Annotated in this window: 16 protein-coding genes; 12 read left to right on the top strand and 4 right to left on the bottom strand. The window is 44.2% G+C overall.

Annotation, left to right across the window (positions count from 1 at the left end):
- Nucleotides 1-22 precede the first annotated feature (22 nt).
- The 5 genes from tssK to ACZ45G_RS14475 are packed head-to-tail and all read left to right on the top strand — an operon-like array spanning nt 23 to nt 4,571.
- Nucleotides 23-1,264: a type VI secretion system baseplate subunit TssK gene (gene tssK / locus ACZ45G_RS14495; protein WP_464179315.1), complete on the top strand. Its 1,242-nt coding sequence runs from the start codon at nt 23-25 to the stop codon at nt 1,262-1,264.
- Between the two features lie 20 nt (nt 1,265-1,284).
- Nucleotides 1,285-1,659 carry a GPW/gp25 family protein gene (locus ACZ45G_RS14490; protein WP_464179312.1) on the top strand — a complete coding sequence of 125 codons (375 nt, stop codon included), beginning with the start codon at nt 1,285-1,287 and terminating at the stop codon, nt 1,657-1,659.
- A 15-nt stretch (nt 1,660-1,674) separates the two neighbouring features.
- Entirely contained in the window at nt 1,675-2,244 is a 570-nt protein-coding gene (locus tag ACZ45G_RS14485; protein ID WP_464179310.1) for a hypothetical protein, read from the top strand.
- A gap of 17 nt (nt 2,245-2,261) precedes the next feature.
- Complete coding sequence (locus ACZ45G_RS14480; RefSeq protein ID WP_464179308.1) at nt 2,262-3,878, top strand: type VI secretion system baseplate subunit TssF; 1,617 nt, start codon at nt 2,262-2,264, stop codon at nt 3,876-3,878.
- A gap of 54 nt (nt 3,879-3,932) precedes the next feature.
- Entirely contained in the window at nt 3,933-4,571 is a 639-nt protein-coding gene (locus tag ACZ45G_RS14475) for a DotU family type IV/VI secretion system protein (protein ID WP_464179306.1), read from the top strand.
- 70 nt (nt 4,572-4,641) lie between these two features.
- On the opposite strand, the gene ACZ45G_RS14470 is transcribed toward ACZ45G_RS14475, so the two are convergent.
- The 3 genes from ACZ45G_RS14470 to ACZ45G_RS14460 all read right to left on the bottom strand — a co-directional run bounded on the left by ACZ45G_RS14470 (nt 4,642) and on the right by ACZ45G_RS14460 (nt 10,086).
- A complete protein-coding gene (locus tag ACZ45G_RS14470) occupies nt 4,642-5,442 on the bottom strand; it encodes a FecR family protein (protein ID WP_464179304.1) in 801 nt (266 codons plus the stop codon).
- 143 nt (nt 5,443-5,585) lie between these two features.
- Entirely contained in the window at nt 5,586-7,736 is a 2,151-nt protein-coding gene (locus ACZ45G_RS14465) for a CHASE2 domain-containing protein (RefSeq protein ID WP_464179302.1), read from the bottom strand.
- Between the two features lie 70 nt (nt 7,737-7,806).
- Nucleotides 7,807-10,086, bottom strand: coding sequence for a tetratricopeptide repeat protein (locus tag ACZ45G_RS14460; protein WP_464179300.1), 2,280 nt, complete (start codon nt 10,084-10,086; stop codon nt 7,807-7,809).
- Nucleotides 10,087-10,340: 254 nt separating this feature from the next.
- Here ACZ45G_RS14460 and ACZ45G_RS14455 point away from each other — a divergent pair, with 254 nt between their 5' ends.
- The 7 genes from ACZ45G_RS14455 to ACZ45G_RS14425 all read left to right on the top strand — a co-directional run bounded on the left by ACZ45G_RS14455 (nt 10,341) and on the right by ACZ45G_RS14425 (nt 17,110).
- A complete protein-coding gene (locus ACZ45G_RS14455) occupies nt 10,341-10,733 on the top strand; it encodes a universal stress protein (protein WP_464179298.1) in 393 nt (130 codons plus the stop codon).
- An 18-nt stretch (nt 10,734-10,751) separates the two neighbouring features.
- Nucleotides 10,752-11,660, top strand: coding sequence for an ArsR/SmtB family transcription factor (locus ACZ45G_RS14450; RefSeq protein ID WP_464179296.1), 909 nt, complete (start codon nt 10,752-10,754; stop codon nt 11,658-11,660).
- 87 nt (nt 11,661-11,747) lie between these two features.
- Nucleotides 11,748-13,175: a mannose-1-phosphate guanylyltransferase/mannose-6-phosphate isomerase gene (locus tag ACZ45G_RS14445; RefSeq protein WP_464179294.1), complete on the top strand. Its 1,428-nt coding sequence runs from the start codon at nt 11,748-11,750 to the stop codon at nt 13,173-13,175.
- A gap of 150 nt (nt 13,176-13,325) precedes the next feature.
- Entirely contained in the window at nt 13,326-13,856 is a 531-nt protein-coding gene (locus tag ACZ45G_RS14440; RefSeq protein ID WP_464179292.1) for a YqgE/AlgH family protein, read from the top strand.
- 16 nt (nt 13,857-13,872) lie between these two features.
- Complete coding sequence (locus tag ACZ45G_RS14435; RefSeq protein ID WP_464179290.1) at nt 13,873-16,164, top strand: dynamin family protein; 2,292 nt, start codon at nt 13,873-13,875, stop codon at nt 16,162-16,164.
- Nucleotides 16,165-16,206: 42 nt separating this feature from the next.
- Nucleotides 16,207-16,602 (top strand): hypothetical protein, encoded by a 396-nt coding sequence (locus tag ACZ45G_RS14430; RefSeq protein WP_464179288.1) that lies wholly within the window; start codon nt 16,207-16,209, stop codon nt 16,600-16,602.
- Nucleotides 16,603-16,765: 163 nt separating this feature from the next.
- A complete protein-coding gene (locus tag ACZ45G_RS14425) occupies nt 16,766-17,110 on the top strand; it encodes a response regulator (RefSeq protein ID WP_464179286.1) in 345 nt (114 codons plus the stop codon).
- 20 nt (nt 17,111-17,130) lie between these two features.
- On the opposite strand, the gene ACZ45G_RS14420 is transcribed toward ACZ45G_RS14425, so the two are convergent.
- Entirely contained in the window at nt 17,131-17,685 is a 555-nt protein-coding gene (locus ACZ45G_RS14420) for an HDIG domain-containing metalloprotein (RefSeq protein WP_464179284.1), read from the bottom strand.
- Nucleotides 17,686-17,699: the final 14 nt, after the last annotated feature.

Genomic DNA, 17,699 nt, shown 5'->3' with positions numbered 1-17,699 from the left:
TGGAATTATTAGAGGAAACCAAATGATCGAGAATCTGGCTCGCGTAAAGTGGGAAATGGGGCAGACGCTTCTTCCGGTTCATTTCAATGCCCAGGAAGAATCTCTGCTGGCTGATTCGGCCCTGCGATTCAAACTGCAGGGACTTCCCGCCTTTGGTATTGCCGGACTGAAATGGAATCACACTTTGCTCCAGGAGGGTGTGTTTTCCATTCAGTCTTTAAGTATGGTCATGCCTTCGGGGATGCTGATCCATGTTCCTGGAAACGCAAAAGCGACTCCTTTTAATCTGAATGTACCAGGAGACGTGACAATCGGTGTTTATTGCCATGTTGTTGGAGAGGATACCAATGAAGACCGTCTGGATGAAACCTGGGACACAGGGGAGGGCGTGGATGTGCTGCGCACCTATTATTCCCTGGTGATCTCTGCGGATCAAAGTTATCCAGGCGCCTTGGAATCCCTGAAACTGGCCCAATTCAAAAAGGAAGCCGACGGTACCTGGCTGCTTTCCAGGGAGTATATCCCGCCCCTGCTCCAGGTGGGAAGTTCCCTGTTTTTAACAGACTCCCTTGAAGAGTTGAACCAGGCCCTGGAATTGTTTCACTACAACCTTGTCCTGGATGCGTCCAGCTATCTTTCCGGGGAAGCCCTTTTAAGCGTTAAGCAATGCATGAAAAGCAGCTTGAAAATACAGCGGTTCATTGCCAACCTCAAGGAACAGATTCATTGTCATCCCTATTTTGTTCTGGAAGCAGTCACCGGGTTTTACACGGATGTCTGTTACTATAGAAAGGTGATGCCGGAAAATGTAATCGCTCCCTATAAGCATGAACAGCTTGCTGCCTGTTTCAACCGGATTATTACTCCCCTGATGAAACAGATGCAGATGGTGGAAGAAAAATCGCCCTACCTTCCCTTTGCATTCAAGGATGGTATTTTTAACATTGATCTTCCCTCTGAGATAAGGGAGGCCAGGGATGTTTATTTCCTGGCTCAAAAGGGGCATGTAACAGGGAAAATGGAGATCGGCAATGTGAAGCTTGGCAGTTTTTCACGAATCGGCATGATCCATAAAATGGCCCTTCCCGGAGTCCCCATGAAAAAAACAGACAGACCCCCTTTTCAGCATTCCTTTGGTCCAGAGGTGGAATTTTTCAGGATCATTGAAGGGGAAGAATGGGACCACGCCCTGAGAGATCTTTCTTTGTCATTTTATTACCAGGAAATATTCAGCGGTGTTGAATTTTTCCTCTATTGGCGATAGCCGGATACAGGACGGATTTTATGGGTTTGTTCAATAAATTTATAAAAAATGACACCAAAAAGCAGACCAGTGAAACGATTCAGGATGTGGTTGAAAGTATAAACCATATCCTGAATACCAAAAAAGAATATGGATCCCCCCTCAGGGACTTTGGTATCCGGGATTTAAATGAATTCAATAACAGAGACGGCATGGTCGACATCATCATCCAGGAGGTCATCCACTGCATTGAGTGCTATGAACCCAGGGTGCAAATTATCAATGTGGAAAAGATGGCGGAAACAGATATGTTCAAGTTACCCTTCAGGATGGACTGTGTTTTCCGGGACAGCAAACAGAGTCTGAGCATGGTATTTGATACTGTGTTTAATAATTTTTTTGTAGAAAACATTTAAGATAAGGGTATAGTAATGGGATCACTTGTTTGCCGTGTGGAATTGCACAAAAAAAAAGGCATTATTATAACCGTTGAAAACAGTGACGATGAAATCCTTCAGACCATGGTCTTGGACGGCACATCCATTACCACCACCTGTGAAGGTGATGAAACCAGCACCATTACCCAGACACCGGACAGTATAACCATCCAATGCAAGGATTTTTTACTGGAAGCAGACACCATTACCTGCCAGTCCAGCTCCGATACGGTTCATAAAAGCGATGGCAAATTTGAAGCTTCAAGCGCTGCGGCCATGGAACTGAGTGCCGGTGCCGCTTTAAAAGCAAGTGCCAAGGCGGCTATGAATTTGTCTGGAAATAAAATTCAAGCTGCGGCTTCCCCAGGGGATGTCACCATTTCCGGAACCAATGTCAATACAAGCGCAAAGGTAAAAGCTGCGGTTGACAGTAAGACCCTTGAACTCAAAGGAAGTATCTCTGCCAAAATGGAAGGTGGGCTTGTGGATGTAAAAGGAACCAAGACAACATTGGAAGGCAGTGCGCTGGCAACTATCGCAGGCGCTTTGATTAAAATTGGATAGCAGGAACAAATAAAACCATGCAGATGGATGAAAAATTATACCGGGCATTTTTAGAGGAGATGCATGAACTGGAAAGCTTTCGCATGGAATATGCGGCACGGCACCCCTCAGCCTCCCTGGACCGGGATGACCCGGATGTCAAACGGCTTGTGGAGGCCCTTGCCTTTTTTTCTGCCCGGACCCACATGGCAGGAATGAACAATATTCTGTCTTCCAGGCTTAGAATCTTCCAGCAGTTCTTCCCCTTTCTTCTGGTTCCCCTGCCCGTCATGGGAATGGTCCAGGCCCTGCCCACGGGACAATTTTCCGAAACAGCTGTTCTTCCCAAGGCTACCCGGATTCTGGTTTCCCCAAAAAAAGGAAATGCGGCAGTCCTAAGGACCCTCAAGGAGTTACGCATCCTTCCCATTTCCTTGACCCAGACAAAATTGCTGCTGCGCCCCAGGGGATTTCGGCTGCTGATCACCATTGAATCCATGTATGAGCGCACCGACACCATCGGCAGGATCCGGCTGAACGTCGATCATCTCAATAACTACCAGGCATCTTTGCTGGTGTTTGATACCTTAAAGACCCATCTGACAAATGCCTCTCTTGTGTTTGACCAAAAAGCCGATGAATGTTCAAAAGGGATTCCCTGCGATCTTTTATTCGGAAATGATCCCGAAGAGATAAAAATGGGTAAAAAAGAGAGGCACCCCCTGGAAAAAGCAAGATTCTTTTTCCATTTTCCCCACCAGGAACTGTTCATGACCATTGATGTTCCGGAAAGAAAACAGGCCTGGAAAAAGTTTACCCTTTGCCTGGATCTGGACCCGACCTGGCCCAAAAAAATAGTGATCAACAAGGATATTTTCCGCCTGCACACGGTTCCCATGGAAAACCTTACCCAAGAAGCCACATCACCATTCCTCTATGACGGCACAAAGGAACGCTTTCTCATCCGTCACCCCGAACCGGCCCAGGGCTATGAACTCCAATCCGTGGGGGGGGTTTATAAGGTAGAAAACGGTGGTATGGTGCCCTTGCGGGCCGGGATTTTGTCCGGCGGTGAAGGTTCCTATGAAATTGAGCAGACAACAGACAAAGAGAACAAAACACGATACTGGCTCAAACTGCATTATTCAAAAGCCTTTCTGGAACCTGTCACCATTGTTGTGGAAGCATTATGGCACCAGCCCGGATTTTCAAAGACGCTCTCCCAGCAACTGACGGCACAGCCCTACAGCCGTGATATTGCCGGGGTTAACTGGGATCTGTGTGAAAACCATGTCTTGCACGGGGAAAACCGTTTCCAGGAAAACATGGACGGGTTCATGCATTTACTCACCATCAAAAATAAGGCCATGCTCAGTTATGAAGATATTATGGCCCTGCTTGAGATGTTCGGCAGTGTCTGGCAGGGAAACTTTAAGCCTGTAAAAGATTTTTTCTATGGTATCCGGGTTGAACAGGTTCCCCATGGAATGGGCGCAAATGGCGGGCTAAAGCTGGTCTATTACCTTCTTTTCAAAACCTGTGAATCGGGAATCATCCCCCTGATTAAAACTTTTACGGAACAGGTCGGAAAAATCCTTGATGCATGGATTTCAGAAGCCGTTATTGAAACCCGGATGAAAATGGATTCTGTTTAAGTCCTCTCAACTTTAAGAAAATAGGCAATAGCCTGGTAAATAAAAAGGAAAAAAATGGAAACAGAACTTTGGAAAGCAATTCAATCCCTTTTTGATCAGGCGGCCTTATCCTTCGACCGGCTGAAGACAGCTCCCACATCAGGCACGGAGCTTTCACCCGACGGTTCCTATGAACCAGGAGATCTTGTAAAGGCCAGGTCCGAAATAAGGGAAGGCTTTGATCAACTGCGGGTAAATCTTCTGGGATATCTGTCGGAACAGGAATCCTACCAGATTCTTTTTCCCCTGGTGGTCTATTTTGATGAACAGGTTCAGGCAAAATTTTTCAAGGAGAAACATCTGACCTGGCCCTTGCTCCAAAAAGAACTCTATGAGGTGGATAACGGAGGGGAACTCTTTTATGACAGCCTGGACAGCCTCCTGAGAAAACCCCAGACCTCCCAGTTTATTTTTGAAGTCAATTATTTTTGCCTCAAGCACGGATTCCAGGGAAAATATGTGGATGATCCGGTCCGGATCAATAAATACATGGACAAACTGGAAAAAAAAATAACCATCCAGCCCATGGAAGGAACCAGCATTTTTCCGGAAGAAGTCGGTACCATGAAATATTTTATTTCACCGCTATGGCTGTATGGGGGAGCTGTGCTTTTTTTGATTAGCATCTATGGTGTGCTTCGATTCTTGGTCTGACACACAAAATACGGCAAATAATTTTCTATTATGATGTTGGGGTGTTCCCCGATCGCGGCAAGTATAAATTCTATTGTGTCGAAGGGATGGATTTGGAAAAAGAATTGCCCTGCGCCTGCTGGGGGATAAAAAAAGTACCCTGGTCCATCAAGGATTCAACTGCTTCGGTATAGGGCAGGGGCGGTGAATAATTTTCAAAAACAACGGGGACTAAATTTTGCGGGACCATTTGCTCCAGAGTGGCGTTGTCCATAAAAACCTGGGATGGAGGGGCCTTGCCCTGATTTGCTGCTATGGAAAAACTTTCTTGATCTAAATTGCTCTGGCCGTAATCGTTGGAAAAACCGACCTGACCAACATTGCCATTGGGATCCCTTAAAAGAACCAGGGTGGTTTTTCCGGCAACACCTGGAGTTGCGGTGGGTTCAATAACTGCTACCACCAGTTTTGTTCCCCTGATGGCAACTGTTCCGTCTGGGGTTTCAAACTTTACAGATCCGGGATGAAGTTTGCTGATAGCACCGGAAATATAGACGAATATTCCCTTTGCCATCCTTGCGATAAAAGAGGGATTGTCTTCCATAAGACTGAATTTATATTGGATTAGATCAAGGCTGCTGTCCGGTCCCAGGTGAAGGGAAGAACCATCCTGCAAAATAAGCTCTATAAGACTGTCAGGACCGGTTTTAATTTCATCCGACGGATAAACCGTTGTATTGACCAGGCCTTCCATTATTTTCCCCTGGCGGACTATCACGGCGGATCCTTCCATTCGGTGTATTTTCCCTGCTGGGTTTTCCGCTGCCATGGTGCTGCTGGTTAGGACAATTAAAAATAAGACTGCGAACAGCCCGATTATGATGTGTTTCATCTGAAAAAAACCAATGTTTGAATGTACTCCATTTGAAATTTGACCAACCAGTAATCCATATCATATACAAGTAACGGCAATTAGAGGGGATGTCAATATCTAAATTTAGAGATTCCAAGGGTATTTCAAACAATTCCAAGCCGTTAATTATTTTTAAATTTGCAAAAACGAAGCATCATGATTGCGATATCATCGGATTGGGGCGCAGTTCCCACATGAAGCTTGACCTGGCTTAAGACCGCCCCAACAATCTGGGTGGGAGATTTTTTTCCAAGGCCGCTGCAAACCTGAAGCAATTGGTCATCGGAAAAAACCTTCTTTTCTTTATCCATGGCCTCGGTTACCCCATCGGTATATAAAAAGATCCCGTCTCCGGGTTCCAGGGTGAATGACAAATCGGTATAGACAAGTTCTTCCATGGCACCCACCACAGGTCCGCTGATCCCTCGTTTAAAAATGATTCCTTGTTTGGCGGAAAATATAACCGGCAGGTTATGACCGCCGTTGGCATAGGTCACCTTGCCGGTTTTAAGGTTGAGAATCCCAATGAAAAGGGTGACAAAAAGGGCCCTGGGATTATCCATACAAAGGATATTATTAATCCTTATCATCAAATCGGCGGGTGAACTGCAAAACGATGCCATATTTTTTATGAGGGTCCGGGTAATCACCATGAACAAAGAAGCGGGGACACCTTTATCTGAGACATCTCCAATGGTAAAGCACAGATGGTCTTCATCCATGAAAAAGAAATCATAGAGATCTCCGCCCACCTCCCTTGCCGGAATATAATCGGCAAACAGATCCACAAAGTCCTGATCCGGGAATGGCGGAAACACCTTGGGAAGAACCCCCATCTGTATTTCCCTGGCTACATTGAGTTCGCTTTCAATGCGATGAATTTGTCCGGCCCGTTTCTGGGACTCTTTTTCTGCCATACGGAACCGTAACAAACTGAGGACTGCAAAACACCCGATAAGGGTTATCCAGGGATATAAAGGTGAAAAAAACATATTGGCTGTCTTGAACATTGCAAGGGCCCCTATCCACAGACAAAGTACGCCTAGTCCCGGGAATACAAGGGAGATTAAAGGAGTGGAAAAGGCAAGGACAAAAGAAACCAGGACGCCGCTGATCAATGTGACAAATATTTCAACCCCCCTGGACCATGCAGGACGACTCAAAAACATATTGTTAAGAATATTATCCGCCACGGTTGCATTCACCTCGACTCCGGGAAAAAGTGTATCAAAGGGGGTGGTATATGAATCTTTTAGGCCGGTTGCAGAGGTTCCCACAAAAACGACGCGATTGGCTATCTTTTTTCTTACATCCACCTGGCCGTTTAACAGATCAACGGCAGAGATATAATCAAAGGATCTTTTTTTTCCCCTGTATCGTATGAGCAGGTTCCCTTTCGGGCCCAGGGGGATTTTTGTGTCATCCAGGTAAAGCGCTTCCACTCCCGTGTCCGACACCTTGAGTACCCCTTTTTGTATATCCTTTGCCTTCATGACCGAGGCCAGAGCAAGGCTTGGATAAATTTTACCGTTAAACTCGATTAAAAGAGGCATACGGCGGATAACACCATCGGCATCGGGGCGGACATTGACAAAACCTGCTCCATCCATGGACTTGGAAAATTCCGGAAGAGATTCTATGGTCCCTTTTGCCCTATACAGGCTGATTTGTTTGGGTGTTGATCCGGGTGTGTTTAAAAAAATAAGATCCAATGGAACAGGCGCCTTGGATATATTACCGGTTCCGGAAAAAAAGAATTTATATCCCAGAATAAAAGGTCCCTGAATAAGGGTGTTGGAGAGATAAACATCATTATCCCGAAACTGATAAGGGATATTATCCAGATTAAGCCTGATGCCAAGTTCCATTAAAAGCGCCTGCTTGACCCGGTTAAGCGAGGTCCTGTCAGGTTCCGGAAAGAGAATATCCACACCGATACTGGCAGCCCCGGCATCTGAAATTAATCTTAACAATCTGGCAATTTGATACCGCGGCCAGGGCCATTGTCCCAAAGCGGCCAGACTTTTTTCATCAATATCCACGATCAGGGGAAGCGGGGGACCCTGATATTCAACGGAATCAACCAGGGTGTCATATAGTTTGTTTTCAAGGTAAGAAAAAAAAGAAGGGTTATACAAGGCAAGACAAAGAAAAAGCAGGGTCAGAAAAGCACCATAAAAAAAAATCCGTTTGCCGGTTTCAGATCCAATATAAAACAAAGCTCTATATTTATCTGCCTTGCTTGCTATGAAATTTTTTCTCTTGCTTGACAATCAATTTAACCTTCTCTTAAAAATAGTCCTGAACTTACGTCGTCTTATACGATTTAAAATTTATTAGACGTTACATCTGCGCAAGAATTTTTTTGGCTTCGTCGGCTCCGTCAAAATCATTTTGAAGTTCCAGGGCTTTTTTCAAGGCTGTTTCAGCATTGGCATAGTCCCACTTTTTATTGTAGGCAAGTCCGAGATGATAATGAAAGACAGGATTATTTGGCTCTCGTTCAATACAGTTTTTAAACTCTAACAGGGCGTTGTCATATAATTGCTTTTTATAATAAACCCAGCCCAATGTATCCATGACAGCGGGGATCTCTCCTGCAATTTCCCTGGCTTTCCGGGCCAATTCAAGAGCGGTATTAAGCTCCCTGTCCTGCTCGGTATAGAAAAAGGCCAGGTTGTTCATGGCCGGGATATAGTCTGGATTGATGGCAAGTGCTTTTTTATAATGTTCTTCTGCCAGGGCCGGCTCTCCCATTTTTTCGTACAGTGTGCCAATAAAGCTGTGAGGTCCGGCCTGATCCGGCCTGTTTTTAATGAGATCCTTATAAATTTGGAGTTCCTTTTCGCCTTCCTTTCCAAAATTATAGACTCGTGCCAGGGCAAGATAGGGCGCAATAAATTGAGAATTTTTTTCAATGGCAAGTTTAAAGGTCTTCTTTGCCGATTCCATCGCTTTTGTTGCCAGCAAGAGATTGCCCTTCAGGTTTAATACAATTGAAGTGACAACAGGATTGTCCTCTACCATTTGAAGATGAGCATCACATTTGTCAAGGGCAATTTTGTACTCTTTTTGGGAGGCATACAAACTGATGATATTGGTGAATACATCCATGAGGTTGGGATTTATTTTCAAGGCTATCTCAAAGTTTTCAAGGGCTGCTTCCGGCTCTTTTTTTTGCAGATGGACATTTCCCAGCCTGAAATAAGCGGCTGGATTCCCAGGGTCCATCTGGGTAAGCTCTTTAAAAAGCGTTTGTGCCGTATCATAGTCCTTTTGTGCTGCATGGATATTTCCCAGTAAAAGAAGCGCATTGTAATTTTTGGGCATCACATTAAGGGCTTTTTTTACCTCTGACTCAGCAAGGAAATAATCCTTGTTTCGATAGTGAAGATCCGCCACCACGAGCCTGGCCTTGAAATGCCTGGGGTTTTTTTCCAGCGTTTTGGCAAAATAGGGCAATGCCTGTTGCGCCTTACCCGTTTCAAGGAGTGCAGATCCCAAAAGAAAATTATACAAGGCAGATTCCGGCTCTTCCTTGACCAGGGATTGGAATATGGCAATGGCTTCATCCAGTTTTCTTTCATAGGCAAAAAGCTTTCCCTTTAGCAGCTTGCCTGGAATATAGTCCGGTCGTTTGGCCAGGACTTCATCCACTAATTTCTTGGAATTTTCGATGTCTCGATGGATGAAATAAAAATCGGCATAGGCTATTTTCAACCCCACATGTTCGGGATCTATTTTTAATGCCTCTTTAATGAATTTTTCAGCCTTCAGGGGTTGTTCAATCGAATTATAGAATCTGGCAATCATCATATGGGGGGTAACGTTTTCAGGCCCCAAATCAACGGCTTTTAAGAAGGCTGTTTCCGCTTGTTCATTTTCCTGCTGGGCCGCATAAAAATTGCCCAGCATAATCCGGGGTTCAACCTCATCAGGTCTTTGCGAGATAAGGTCTTTAAGAACATTTTTAGCAGAATCAAGATCTTTTTGGGACAGATAAAACCCGAACAAGGTTTTGTATAAAGCGATATTGTCCGGCGCCACTTTAACCGCTCTTTTGATATAGCTTTCTGCTTGGTCCAATTTCCCCTGGGCCTGGTATATTCTTGCAAGAACCACCATGGCTTTTGATTGTTTCGGATCAAGTTCAAGGATTTTAACATAGACTTGCTTGACCGTTTCAATATCTTCTTTTTTACTGGCAAGGGCTCCAGCATGGAGATAGAGACCTTGAATATTGTCTGGATCTTTAGCAAGCACCTCCTCAATTTTTTTTTCTGCCTCAATTCTTTTTTTGGCAAGCAGGTAAAAGGAGGCCAGCTGAATTTTTGTCTCAAGGTTATCCGGGTCTAATTGTTCAAGCCGTAAAAGGGCGGAAAATGCCTCCTGGGCATCTTTAAGTTTCAGGTTAGTCTGGACAAGAAGGGTATATGCTTCAATGGATTCAGGACTCAGGTTGATGGCGTTTTTTACCTGGATTTTGGCTTTGTTATAATCTTGTTGTGCAAAATAGGTATTGGCTTCCTTCATGAATTTTTCGGCTTTTTCCTGATCAGAAGAGCACCCTGCAATGAAAAAAATAAAAACGATAATCAAGGCGTTACGGTAAAGGCGGTTCATATATTGTCCTCTGGATAATTTAGGATTCTTTTCCTTCTTTTAACATTCAATCTTCTTTTTTTTCAATGATCTTTTTTATTAATTGCCAAAGATTGTTTACTACCCCCCTAGTAATTCCATTTGGACTCAAATTATTTTATCTTTCAAACATGCATTTTTTACCCTTGTGAATGACGTTTAAATCTTTTATGTATTATTTACGTCTATTAAATTTTAAAATTTATATCCATTGATACTAAAAAAGAGGGGAAAACATGAAAATTCTGGTTGGATACAAGGGCGTTAATGTTGGAGAAGATCTATTGAAGATTGCCCTGACCCATGCAAAGGCGTTTAAAGGGGAAGTGCTGATTGTCACCTCAATGGTTGGAGGAGGAAAGTCCGAACAGTCAAAGGTTCAAACGGCTGAAGAAAACCTGGAAAAAGCCAAAAAACAGTTTGATGAAAACGGTATCACCTGCAAAACACATCTCTTGATCAGAGGACTTGAAGCCGGAGAAGACATTGTTAATTTTGCCATTGAAAAAGGGGTTGATGAAATTATCATCGGGGTAAAAAGTCGATCCAAAATGGGAAAACTTCTTTTCGGATCAACGGCCCAGGTCGTTATACTCCAAGCTGAATGCCCGGTCTTGTCCGTTAAATAAAAGATCCAAAAATATTTTATGAAAATTATAAAACAGTTCAAAGCACTTTCTGACCCAACACGGCTCCGGCTATTAAATATTCTCAATCAGTATGAACTCAACGTAAATGAAATTGTTTCCATTGTTGATATGATTCAGTCCGGGGTGTCCCGCCATTTGAAAATTTTGCTGGAAGCCGGGTTACTGGTGTTACGAAAGGATGGCAGTTTTATCTATTACGCCGCCAATAAGGCCGGGGACTCCTTGTCCTTGATCAACCTGGCCTGTTCCCGTCTTGAACAAGAGACGGTCTGTGTGATGGATCTGCAACGGGCAAAACAAAGCATTACCCTTCGAAAAAACAGAACCAAACGATTCTTTAGAACCGTGGCCCCCCAATGGGATCGGTTAAAAAAGGAAGTTCTGGGCGCTTTTGATTTAAATGGGGTTTTAAAACAAATGGCCCTGGGGGACACGGTTGCAGATCTGGGCTGCGGCACAGGAGAGATGCTGGGCAGTTTTTTCCCGGAGAACAAAAAAAAGCTAATTGGCGTGGACAGTTCTCCGGAAATGCTCGAACAGGCCCGAATGAAATTGCCAGGCCTGAACGCCATTGACCTTCGTTTGGGAGAGCTTGAAAACCTTCCCATGAAGGATCAGGAAGTGAGTATTGTGATTATGAGTATGGTCCTCTACCATATTTTTGAACCGGAAAAATCCATACATGAAGTTTTTCGGGTGCTTAAACCCGGGGGGCTTTTTTTACTGGCAGACTTTGAAAAACATGACCAGGAAAATATCAAGGACATCATTGGCGGATCCTGGTTGGGCTTTGAAAAACAACAGATCAACGGCTGGCTTTCGACCTGTGGGTTTACCCTGAACTCCTGTAACCGGTATGAAGTCGAAAAGGGCTTGTGCATCAATCTTTACGCCGCAGAAAAATAAACAGGTCCCAGGATTTTTGTCCACACCTATAATTATAGTACGTATTTTTAATGGGCATATTAAATGCCATTTATTTTAGGAGTATTTATGATTGTTCCAATAATCCTGGCAGGTGGATCAGGTACGCGGTTATGGCCGCTTTCCAGAGAACTGTATCCCAAACAATTGATTGATATCTACAATGAAAATACCATGCTGCAAAATACCCTGATGCGGCTTGAGAACATTGATGACCTGGCAGCCCCTGTGGTGGTATGCAACGAGGCCCATCGGTTTATGACAGCCGAACAATTACAGCAAATCAAAATCAAACCCCATTCTATTATTTTGGAGCCCATTGGGAGAAATACGGCCCCTGCCATTGCCCTGGCTGCCATAAAACTGCTTGAGAAAGGAGAGGACGCGGTTATGCTGGTCCTGCCGGCAGACCATGTCATTGAAGATCTCCCTCATTTCCATGAAAAAATATCCCAGGGCAATGCCTTGGCTGAACAAGGGTTTTTAATCACATTCGGGATTGTCCCGGTATCACCTGAAACCGGTTATGGCTATATTAAAAAAGGAAAGAGGATTGATAGCACTTCCAACGCCTGTGAAATTGAGTGCTTTGTAGAAAAACCGGATCATGCACATGCCCAAGCATATGTTGCATCAAAGGAATACTGCTGGAATTCGGGCATGTTTATGTTCAAGGCATCCGTCATTATTGACCAACTGGAACAATATGCTCCGGACATGCTCAAGCGTTGCCGGCAGGTGATGGCAGCGGGAACTCAGGATCTTGGTTTTTTTAGAATTAACAGGGAACTCTTTGAAAAAATTGACGCAGATTCCATTGACTATGCCGTCATGGAAAAAACCGATAAAGGGATTATGATTTCCCTGGATGCCGGTTGGAATGACCTGGGATCCTTTGATGCCCTGTGGCAGACAGGTAGCAAGGATGAAGAGCACAATGTGCTCAAGGGGGACATTTTAACCCAGGATGTGAAGGATTCCTATATTCATTCAGAAAGCCGTCTGGTGGCTGCGGTGGGCCTTGAAAAATTTGTCATAGTTGAAACCTCCGATGCCGTTCTGGTCGCTCCCAGGGACCGGGTTCAGGAGGTTAAAAAAATTGTTCTCCAGCTCAAGGCAAAGAAAAGAAAAGAAACTGTCACCCACCGAAGGGTTTACCGCCCCTGGGGTAACTATGAAACCATTGACCAGTCCCAGCGCTATCAGGTGAAACGCATCACGGTCAAGCCCGGTGCAAAGCTTTCTTTGCAAAAGCATTACCACCGTGCAGAACACTGGACCGTTGTTTCGGGTACGGCAATTGTAACCAAAGGGGATCAGGAAATTATGCTCCTGGAAAATGAATCAGCCTATATCCCCCTTGGCACGGTTCACCGACTGGAAAATCCCGGAACCATTCCCCTGGAATTGATTGAGGTGCAGTCCGGTTCTTATCTGGGGGAAGATGATATTGTCCGGTTTGAGGATGTATATGGCAGAAAAGAGGATAGGCCATAACCATTTATCACAGGGTTTGTGTAATCTTTTAAAAATCTTGTCTCTGGGAATAAAAGTATTGCAAATCAATCAAAACTATTTAAGATTACTCAATTAACTGATATACGTGTACCAGGAATTGGAATGTACGGATAAATACGGAGCGGGTGTATGAGCGATGAACTTATTGAAAGCGTGAAGGGCAAGTTTCTTCTGGCAATGCCGGGGCTTCCGGATCCTAATTTTTCACAAACAGTGACCTGCATGTGCGAGCACAATGATTCAGGCGCTTTGGGATTTATTGTCAATAAAGTTCATCCCCTGCTTACGGGCAGGGAATTGTTTGAAGATCTGAACATTGACTGCAATGCCAGCGTGGATAAGTTGAATATCTATCTTGGTGGACCTGTTCAGCCCAGTGGTGTTTTTGTGCTACATGGACCTCCTTTTTCCTGGAACGAAAGTCTTCAGGTAAACGACTGGCTTCATCTGAGCAATTCCAGGGATATTTTAGAAGCCATTGCCGTCCAGGAAGGACCCAAATCGTTTATGATCATACTGGGGTGCGCCGGCTGGGGGCCACTGCAGCTGGATAATGAACTCCATGACAGCGCATGGCTCACCTGTGACCTTTCAAAGGATCTCTTGTTTTCAACCAGCTCGGATGTTAAATATGAACGCGCAATGATGCTGATTTATTGACTCCCCCACCCCTATTATGACAATAAAAACCGCCCATTCACAGACCATGGACACCATTACCGCAGATACCCTCGCTGTGATTGCGATGATGGAAGAAATATCCCCAGGGGATAATGATTTTCTGGCAGCCTATCGGGAAAATTGCCGGCAAATCCCCCTCCATATTCAGTCGGGCCTCATCAAGATTGCGGTTGTCGGGGTGATTAAATCCGGTAAAAGCACCTTTATAAATTCTCTGGCTGGCAAAGAACTGGTAAAAAGAGGGGCAGGGGTTGTGACCTCCATTACCACGCGAATCCGTAAGGGTAAAAAAAATGAAGCCGCCCTTACGCTCAAATCCTGGGATGACATTAATGGGGCCATCAAAAAAACATTGGATCTGTTTCCAGATGAAGGACAGGGACCTGGCATCAGTTGTTCTAATATCAGTGACACCTTTGATCTTAGACGAAAAAAAGACCGGGCCTATCTTGCAGGGGTATATGACACCCTTGTTAAACGCTTCCCCGTCACAAGTGCCGGCATACGGCCTGAACCCCTTTTGATCCGAAACGCCCTTGACGGATATGGAGCATGCAAGGATATCGTCGGTGCAGACCGGGGGACGATTTTATTTTCATCCAAATCATTTGAAGACTACAAATCCTTTACATCCAATCCGGCCATGGCCTTTTATGTCAAAGATATCTGCCTGAGCGTTTTTGGCAAGACCATTGACCCCAATGTCGAAATTGCAGATTGTCAGGGGGCGGACTCAACTGATCCGGCCCATCTGGGTCAGGTTATCAACTATATGGAATCGGCCAATCTCATTGTCTATTGTATCAGCTCCAGAATCGGTCTTCGCCAATCGGACATGGGGTTTTTAAAAAAAATAAAACAACTGGGGCTGATTGAAAATATATTGTTTGTGAACAATTGTGATTTAACTGAACACGAGAACCTTGCGGATCTGGTCCATATTGAATCAAGAATTCGACATGAACTTAAATTTTTGACCCCTGAACCTGTGGTCTATTCATTTTCAGCTTTATTGACCCTCTTCCAGGCCATGGGGTCCCGCCTGCCCAAAAGGGATGCCAAACGGTTAAACCTTTGGATAGAAGATAAGAAAATGATGGATTACTGCAATACCAACAGCCTTTCCTTTCATCAAGAACTTGCTCATTTATTGGAAAAAAATTATTTTGATCTGCTGTTGTCCAATCCTCTGGAACGAATCCGGATGATGGCAGATGAAATGAACAAAAAGGCAGATATCGTTTTTGAGGTTCTTTGTGCAGACATGGAGGGTGAAAAAAAAACCAGGGGCCACCTGAAGGAAATCAGTGAAAATGCATCCCGGCTCAAGTCCATTGTGGACAATTCAATCCAAGGAGCTGTGGGAGGCCTGGTAAAAGAGATTCAGCTAAATTTAAAAAAAGCATTTGCCCGGGATTCAATTCATATCGGTAAACAGGTCCAGGATTTTATAAAACTGACGCCCATTGATGCGGCCCCCTATCGGTCCTTGATCAAAGAATCGGGTTTCAAACAAATTTTATACCTGATGTTCCAGGACTTTAAACAAAAAATTGATTTATTTGCCCTGGAACAAATCGCTCCGGAACTAAAAAAATTGATTGAAGCCCAGGAGGACAGAATCTTCGCGTATTTCCAATCTCTTCTCAATTCCTACCAGATCGATTTTTTAAAATTAAGGTATCCCCAGAACCCGGAAAATAAGGACCCGGAAAACGATTTTTTTTCCACCCAATTTTCCCAACAAGTATCAGACCAATTGTTAAAAAAAGATCCCGGTTTCATCAAGGCGGTGGATATCCAGGGAATTAAAAAAATTTTAGGACTGGAACTGCCTGAAACCATCTTTACACCACGATATACCACTAAAATACGCGCCAATGCCTTAACAGGCCTGGGACTTCAATCCATTGCCCAGTTCATTTCCTCTTTGTTGAATAAACAGTCTCGCTTTTCTTTTACGCCTGGATTTGACAAGGCTGCCCTGAGAATCAAACGAGAAAGTCTCGTCTCCATTCAGCACCAGATAAACCAATATCATGATCAATTGAATACCCTTTATTTCATGCCCCTGATCCAGGCCGTCACCAGAGATTTTAAGGAGAAAATTCATCAGCGGTTTGCCTTGTACGAGTCTTTAAATGAAGATATGGAAATACTTTTTTCCTTGAAGCAAAGTGAGAAAATCACTCAGCAGGAAAAGATTCGTAAAATAAAAAATAAAATTTCCTTTATTATCAGTGAATTGGACTCTTGTGCCAGCAGGTTTCAACCATTGGCCAGATAAAAGCCATTGAATTTTTACCCCGCTATGATATAAAAACAGGCTATGAAACGATTCGGTTCCACACATATCAGCAAAGAAAATAGGGATGACACTCAGCTTTTCCGTATGCGTCTTCATCTGTTGATTGTGATGGTAAAGGCAAAGCTTAAGGGATACCCTGGAGGGGATTTTAGAAAAAAGGCAGGCTTGGAAACAGCCAGCAGTGTTTTTAAGGCAATTCCAAGGGTAAACTTTTCATTTATCGGCAGGGCATCTTCCCATCTTTTTAAGGAACGGGTTAAGTTATTAAGTGTCATGGCAACAGCCATTATATGCGAAGATTATCCTCTGGGGGTTCACCGCCGGGAAGCGGTTCTCGATAATATCGAAATGATCACTCAAATTGCATTCCCCAGCCAGGATTTGTCCTTGTTTCATGATGTGCTGATGGCCGCCTGATGCTGTCACTCCTGTGGAGCTCCGATCCTGTGGGGCGCCAATCCTGTGGGGCGCCAATCCTGTGGGGCGCCAATCCTGTGGGGCGCCAATCCTGTGGGGCATTAATCCTGTGGGGCATTAATCCTTTGAGGAGGTAAAATCCATTATTCAAAATGTTAAAATTATGGTGGTGGATGATGACTCTGAAATCCGGGAGTTGATGGTAAATGCGTTAAGCTATTGCGTGAATCGGGAAGTTTTAGCCTTTGAAACCGGTGATCTGGCATGGCAATATCTTCAAGATGACAACGATGCCGATATGGTCATTTGTGATGTTGATATGGATAGGGGTGGATTTGAACTCATGGCAAAGATAAAACACCAATCCCCTGATAAAATTTTTATTATCATGTCCGGGCAGGGTGAAAATGAAAAAAAAGCGGAACTTACCGGTGCAGACGCTTTCCTGGGAAAACCATTTGCCATAAATGATCTGTTCAATCTGGTGCAATGCTATATTGTAGACTGATTTTACTATTCTTTTTACGATTATTTCTTAATGATGGGCAATACCAAATCTGATAACTGGGACGGTTCAAAGGGAAGTTGTTTGAACAGCTTTTGTTCAAGCGCCACGGTCTCGGTCCACATGAGTTGAATCCGGTCTTTGAATTCGGGTTTGGATCCATATCTGACGCGAATATATTCCAAGCGTTTTTCCAGGGAAACAACCTGATCATGTAAAACTCTTTTATCGGCATAATTGACAATTTCTGGTTCCGATACAGGGGCATCAAGGGAGCAGGTATCCAGCATAACATGTTGGCGGATAATATCTCCAATTTCAGGATATCCCATTTCCGTAAGGAGTAGACCGCCGGTTTCAGAATGAACTTCGCCTGTGGTAAAACTTCTTGTCTTGGTGATATCGTGGAGAAGGGCGGCAGAACGGACCTCTGCAATATTAAGGGGAAATTTTTCACCCAGGAACCGGCAAAGACACAAGGCCACATTGCTGACCATGATGGAGTGGTCAATGATATGATCCATCATCTCCATTCTATGGATTAGCCGGAAACATTCCTCTTTGGACGGTATATTCATTTGATCGACACTAT

It is taken from the genome of Desulfoconvexum algidum, assembly GCF_055382125.1.
The sequence above is the reverse complement of the archived record's forward strand: the minus strand, read 5'-3'. Positions and strand labels throughout refer to the sequence as shown.

Excerpts from the sequence above, each read along its gene's own strand:
- tssK (WP_464179315.1), top strand. The coding sequence starts at position 23 with ATGATCGAGAATCTGGCTCGCGTAAAGTGGGAAATGGGGCAGACGCTT.
- ACZ45G_RS14490 (WP_464179312.1), top strand. The coding sequence starts at position 1,285 with ATGGGTTTGTTCAATAAATTTATAAAAAATGACACCAAAAAGCAGACC.
- ACZ45G_RS14485 (WP_464179310.1), top strand. The coding sequence starts at position 1,675 with ATGGGATCACTTGTTTGCCGTGTGGAATTGCACAAAAAAAAAGGCATT.
- ACZ45G_RS14480 (WP_464179308.1), top strand. The coding sequence starts at position 2,262 with ATGCAGATGGATGAAAAATTATACCGGGCATTTTTAGAGGAGATGCAT.
- ACZ45G_RS14475 (WP_464179306.1), top strand. The coding sequence starts at position 3,933 with ATGGAAACAGAACTTTGGAAAGCAATTCAATCCCTTTTTGATCAGGCG.
- ACZ45G_RS14470 (WP_464179304.1), bottom strand. The coding sequence starts at position 5,442 with ATGAAACACATCATAATCGGGCTGTTCGCAGTCTTATTTTTAATTGTC.
- ACZ45G_RS14460 (WP_464179300.1), bottom strand. The coding sequence starts at position 10,086 with ATGAACCGCCTTTACCGTAACGCCTTGATTATCGTTTTTATTTTTTTC.
- ACZ45G_RS14455 (WP_464179298.1), top strand. The coding sequence starts at position 10,341 with ATGAAAATTCTGGTTGGATACAAGGGCGTTAATGTTGGAGAAGATCTA.
- ACZ45G_RS14450 (WP_464179296.1), top strand. The coding sequence starts at position 10,752 with ATGAAAATTATAAAACAGTTCAAAGCACTTTCTGACCCAACACGGCTC.
- ACZ45G_RS14445 (WP_464179294.1), top strand. The coding sequence starts at position 11,748 with ATGATTGTTCCAATAATCCTGGCAGGTGGATCAGGTACGCGGTTATGG.
- ACZ45G_RS14440 (WP_464179292.1), top strand. The coding sequence starts at position 13,326 with ATGAGCGATGAACTTATTGAAAGCGTGAAGGGCAAGTTTCTTCTGGCA.
- ACZ45G_RS14435 (WP_464179290.1), top strand. The coding sequence starts at position 13,873 with ATGACAATAAAAACCGCCCATTCACAGACCATGGACACCATTACCGCA.
- ACZ45G_RS14430 (WP_464179288.1), top strand. The coding sequence starts at position 16,207 with ATGAAACGATTCGGTTCCACACATATCAGCAAAGAAAATAGGGATGAC.
- ACZ45G_RS14425 (WP_464179286.1), top strand. The coding sequence starts at position 16,766 with ATGGTGGTGGATGATGACTCTGAAATCCGGGAGTTGATGGTAAATGCG.
- ACZ45G_RS14420 (WP_464179284.1), bottom strand. The coding sequence starts at position 17,685 with ATGAATATACCGTCCAAAGAGGAATGTTTCCGGCTAATCCATAGAATG.